The following is a 5,565-nucleotide window of genomic DNA, read 5'->3' on the forward strand; positions in this document are numbered from 1 at the left end:
GCCCGGCGCTGGCCGCCGCCCTGGTGCCCTATGGCCTCAGCACGCCGCTGCTGGTCACCGCGCTGCTGCCGCTGGTGGCGTTGATCGCCATCGCGGTGCTGGTGCCGGTGCAGGCGCAGCAGCCACGGCCGTCGCGGAAAGCCATCAGCCTGCGCGACCCCCGGCTGCGCCACCCCCTGGCCATCGGCTTCAGCGCCATGTTCAGCGTGGCCATCGCCCAGGTCAGCATCGGCTTCTTCGCCCTCGACCGGCTGGGCCTGCCGCCCGAGGCCGCGGCCCAGGCGGCCGGCAGCGCGCTGATGCTGGTGGGCATCGCCCTGGTCATCTCCCAGGCCATCGCCACCCGGCTGCGCCTGCCGCCGCGGGTGATGATCGGCTGGGGCGCGGCGGTGGCCGGCCTCGGCTTCGGCGCCGTGGCGCTGGCCGACAATGCCACCACGCTCGGCGCCTGCTACTTCGTCGCCGCCAGCGGCATGGGCTGGGTCTTCCCGGCCTTCTCCGCCATGACCGCCAATGCCGTCGAGCCCGGCGAGCAGGGCGGCGCGGCCGGGGCCGCCGGCGCTGCCCAGGGCCTCGGCATGGTGGTCGGGCCGGTCGCCGGCAGCATCCTCTACATGGCCGGGCCCAGCCTGCCCTACCTCCTGGTGGGGGTGCTGCTGCTGGCGGCCTCGGCCTCGGTCTGGCTGACCCGCGGGCGCCGCAAGGCCGCTCCCCTTGCCCGGCCGGGGCCCGGCGCCTAATGATAATCACTATCAACTGCGGACGGTCGCCTTGCTCCCGCTGAACCAGACCTGGCCTGCCGAACTGGCGGCGCGCTACCGGGCCGCCGGCTACTGGCGCGGCGAGACCTTCTTTTCGTTCCTGCGCGACCGGGTGGCCGAGCATCCCGACCGGATCGCCATCGTCGGCGGCGGGCAGCGCTGGTCCTATGCCGAGCTGGCCGCGCGGGCGGAGAAGGCCGCGGCCGGCTTCCTGGCGCTGGGGCTCCGGCCCGGCGACCGGGTGGTGGTGCAGCTGGGGAACATCCCCGAATTCTTCGCCGCGGTCTTCGGCCTGTTCCGCGCCGGGCTGGTGCCGGTCTATGCGCTGCCGGCGCATCGCCTGACCGAGATCACCCACTTCGTCCAGAAATCCGAGGCCGCCGGCTACCTGGCCGCCGCGCGCGGGCTGGACGGCTTCGACTATACCGCCATCGCCCGCGCTTTGCCCGAGGCCGCGCCGACGCTGCGCCAGGTCATCCTGGTCGGCGAGACATCGGAATTCGTGCCCTTCGACAGCCTCGACGGCGACCGGGCCACCCTGCCCGCCGATCCTGACCCGTCCAGCGTCGCCTTCCTGCAGATCTCCGGCGGCACCACCGGCCTGTCGAAGCTGATCCCGCGGACCCACGACGACTACATCTACAGCTTCCGCGCCAGCAACGCGCTCTGCGATGTGACGGGCGACAGCGTCTACCTGGTGGCGCTGCCGGCGGCGCACAACTTCCCGATGAGCTCGCCCGGGCATATGGGCACGCTCTATGCCGGCGGGCGGGTGGTGCTCAGCCCGCTGCCCAATCCGGACACCGCCTTCCCGCTGATCGCGGCGGAAAACGTCACCATCACCGGGCTGGTGCCGCCGCTGGCGCTGCTCTGGGCCCAGGCGGCGAGCGCGGGCACGAAGCACGACCTGTCCAGCCTGGACGTGCTGCTGGTCGGCGGCGCCAAGCTGACGCCGGAAGCTGCCCGCCGCCTGCGCGCCGCGCTGTCCTGCCGGTTGCAGCAGGTCTTCGGCATGGCCGAGGGGCTGGTGAACTACACCCGCCTCGACGACCCGGAATCGCAGATCCTGGAGACCCAGGGCCGGCCGCAGAGCCCGGGCGACGAGGTGCTGATCCTCGACGACCTGGGCGAGCCGGTGCCCGAGGGCGAGCCCGGCCACCTGCTGACCCGCGGCCCCTATACCATCCGCGCCTACCACAATGACGACGCCGCCAATGCGCGGTCCTTCACCCCGGACGGCTTCTACCGCACCGGCGACATCGTCCGCCGCACGCCGGAAGGCAACCTGGTGGTCCAGGGCCGCGCCGGCGACCATATCAACCGCGCCGGCGAGAAGATTTCTGCGGAAGAGATCGAGGACCATCTCCTCGCCCATGACGCGGTCTTCGACGCCGTCGTCGTCTCCGTCCCCGACGAGTTCCTGGGCGAGCGCAGCTGCGCCTTCGTCATCCCGCGCGGCGCGGCGCCGAAGGGCGCGGCGCTGAAGGCCTGGATGCGCGGCCGCGGCATCGCCGACTTCAAGGTGCCCGACCAGGTCGTCATCGTCGCCGAATTCGAGACCACCGCCGCCGGCAAGATCAGCCGCAAGGAGCTGCGCGCCCGGCTGCGCGCCCGCCTGCTGGCCGACGAGGCCGCCGGCTGACATCCAGGGATCCTTGCTTCCATGACCGAGCACACCCCGCTGACCCGCAGCCAGATGCGCGACGACATCGCGAAGCTGCTGCGCATGCCCGCCGGCGAGATCGGCGATGATGACGATCTGGGCGATCTCGGCCTGGATTCGATGCGCGCCATGGCGCTGCTGCAGCGCTGGACCGAAGGCGGTCTGCCCCTCGACTTCGCCGAGATGGCCGAGCGCCCGAGCCTGGCCGCCTGGTGGGCGGCCGCCGAGCGCGCCCAGTCGAAGGACTGACGCGCATGGCTGACGGGGGCGCCGCGGCCCGGCTGGACCTGCCGCTGACCGAGGCGCAGGAGGGGCTGTGGTATGCGCAGCGCCTTGACCCCGGCAACCCGCTTTTCAACACCGGCCAGTATATTTCTCTGCTCGGCCCCCTCGACGTCGAGGCCTTTCGGCGCGCCGTCGACGGCATGGTGGCCGAGGCCGATGGCCTGGCGCTGCGCATCGCCGATTCAGCCGAGGGCGTCCGCCAGGTGCTGGATGTGGCGCAGCGCCCCTGGCTGCAGGTGATCGACGTCTCGCAGGCCGCGGATCCCCTCGCCGCCGCACGGACAGACATGCTGGCCGACATGGCGACGCCGGTCGACCCGGCCCGCGGCGGGCTGGCGGCCGAGCGGCTCTATCGCCTGGGTCCCGACCACCACCTCTGGTACCAGCGCGCCCATCACCTGGTGCTGGACGGCTTCGGCACCGAGCTCTTGGTCAGGCGCGTCGCCGAGCTCTATGCCGGTACCCCCGGCCGCCCCCTGGCCGGCTATGCCGCGACCGCCGATGCCGATGCCGCCTATCGCGCCGCCCCCCGCCGCGCGGACGACGCCGCCTATTGGCGCGATCTGATGGCCGGCGCCCCCGACAGCCCGGTCGTCGGCACCGCGCTGACCGGCCGCGCCGCGCATCGCGCCCATGCCATGATCGGCGACGAAGCCGGGGCCGAGCTGCGCCGCCTCGCCGAAACCATGGACCTGGCCTGGCCCGACCTGCTGACGGCGTTGCTCGGCGCCTATTGCCGCCGCCTGACCGCCGAGCCCGAGGCAGTGATTGGCGTCACCTTCATGAACCGCTTCGGCAGCGCTGCGGCGCGCGTGCCCTCGACGCTGATGAACGTGCTGCCGCTGCGCATCCGCTTCGACGAATCCCTGCCGCTGGCGGAAGCGGTGGCCGATGTCGCCGACCAGCTGGCCCGGCTGCGCCGCCATGGCCGCTATCGCGGCGAGCAGCTGCGCCGCGACCTGGGCCGCATCGGCGGCGGGCGGCGGCTGCATGGCGCCATCGTCAATATCCAGCCCTATCACGTCATACCGCCCTTCGCCGGCGTCACCGCCGCGCTGCATCTGCTCGGCACCGGGCCGGTCGACGACATCACCTTCGACCTGCGCACCGATCCAGGCGCCTCCCGCCTGCGGCTGGATGTCGAGGCCAATCCCGGCCTGCACACCGCCGAGGAAGCGGCCGCCCACGCCACCCGCGCCGCCGCCTTCGTCGAGGCCGTGCTGGCCGCCGGCCGCTTCGACACGGTGCCGCTGGCGACGCCGGCAGAAGCGCAGCGCTTCGTTCATGACGTCAATGCGACGGCGCATCCGGTGCCGGAGACGACGCTGGCCGCGCTGATGGCGCAGGCCATGGCGGCGCATCGCGATGACGTGGCGCTGATCTTCGAAGGCGCCACCCTCACCTATGCCGAGCTCGACCGCCGCAGCGCAGCGCTGGCGGCGACCCTTGCGAACCGCGGCATCGGCCCGGGCGCGCTGGTCGCCATCGCCCTCGACCGCTCCTTCGATCTGGTCGTCGCGCTGGTCGCCAGCTTGCGGGCCGGCGCCGGCTATCTGCCGCTCGATCCGGCGCATCCGGCCGAGCGCCTGGCGCGCATCCTGGCTTCGGCCAAGCCGGCGCTGATCCTCTCGGCGACGACCCTGACCGAGGCGGTGCCGACCCTGCTGCCGTCCGGCTGGCCGATCGCGGGCGACGCGCCGGCGGGCCCAGGCGTCGATGACGTGGCCTATGCGCTCTACACCTCCGGCTCCACCGGCGAGCCCAAGGGCGCGGTCATCACCCACCGCGCCATCGTCAACCGGCTGCTCTGGATGGCGGCGCAGTATGGCGTCAACCCTGCCGATCGCATCCTGCAGAAGACCGCCGCCACCTTCGACGTCTCGGTCTGGGAATTCTTCCTGCCGCTGATCACCGGCGCCCGGCTGGTGCTGGCGGCCCCCGGCGCCCAGCGCGACCCTTCCGCCATCGCGGGCCTGATCCGCGAGCAGGGCGTCACCATCGCGCATTTCGTGCCGTCGATGCTGGCGGCCTTCCTGGCGCATCCGGATGCCGCCGGGCTGCATCTGGGAAAAGTCTTCTGCTCGGGCGAGGCGCTGACCGACGAGCTGCGCGACCGCTTCCACGCGACGATGACCTCGGAGCTGCACAACCTCTACGGCCCGACCGAGGCCGCGGTCGATGTCAGCCACTGGCCCGCCGGCCCGACCGACCGCAGCCGCCCGCTGCCCATCGGCTTCCCGGTGTGGAACACGGCGCTGTACGTTCTGGACGAGCAGCTGCGCCCCTTGCCGCCCGGCGTCGCCGGCCATCTCTTCATCGGCGGCGCGCAGCTCGCGAAAGAGTATCTGGGCCGCCCCGACCTCACCGCGCGCGCCTTCATCGCCGATCCCTTCCGGCCTGGGCAGCGCATGTACCGCACCGGCGACCTGGCAATGTTCCGGGCCGACGGCGCCATCCTCTATCTCGGCCGCTCCGACGGGCAGGTGAAGCTCCGCGGCTTCCGCATCGAGCTCGGCGAGATCGAGGCCGCCATCGCCGCCTTTCCCACGGTGCGCCAGGTCCGCGTCATCGCCCGCGAGGACCGCCCCGGCGACAAGCGGCTGGTCGCCTATCTGGTCGCCGCCGCCGACCATGACCCCGAGGCGCTGCGCGCCTATCTGGCCGCCCGCCTGCCCGACTACATGATGCCGGCCGCCTGCGTCAGCCTGACCGAGCTGCCGGTGAACAGCAGCGGCAAGCTGGACCGCGCCGCCCTGCCGGCGCCGGAGCTGGACGCCGTCCCCGGCCGTGCGCCGGAAGGCGAGACCGAGACCCGTCTGGCCGCCCTCTTCGCCGCGACCCTGGGGCTGGAGACCA

General features: G+C 72.8%; 4 protein-coding genes. All 4 read left to right on the forward strand.

The features are described 5' to 3' along the window. Window positions 1–740: MFS transporter (locus BKE38_RS28280; protein ID WP_131829769.1), on the forward strand; the 740-nt coding region annotated here is incomplete at its 5' end. A gap of 31 nt (window positions 741–771) precedes the next feature. Beyond that, the gene (locus tag BKE38_RS28285) at window positions 772–2,403 is read left to right on the forward strand and encodes a (2,3-dihydroxybenzoyl)adenylate synthase (protein WP_076960485.1); all 1,632 of its coding nucleotides are present in this window, start codon (window positions 772–774) and stop codon (window positions 2,401–2,403) included. Between the two features lie 21 nt (window positions 2,404–2,424). Next, the gene (locus BKE38_RS28290) at window positions 2,425–2,673 is read left to right on the forward strand and encodes a phosphopantetheine-binding protein (protein ID WP_076960486.1); all 249 of its coding nucleotides are present in this window, start codon (window positions 2,425–2,427) and stop codon (window positions 2,671–2,673) included. Between the two features lie 5 nt (window positions 2,674–2,678). Further along, the coding region (locus BKE38_RS28295) for an amino acid adenylation domain-containing protein (RefSeq protein WP_076960487.1) at window positions 2,679–5,565 on the forward strand (2,887 nt) is incomplete at its 3' end.

The organism is Teichococcus deserti, assembly GCF_001982615.1.
Taxonomy (GTDB): domain Bacteria; phylum Pseudomonadota; class Alphaproteobacteria; order Acetobacterales; family Acetobacteraceae; genus Pseudoroseomonas; species Pseudoroseomonas deserti.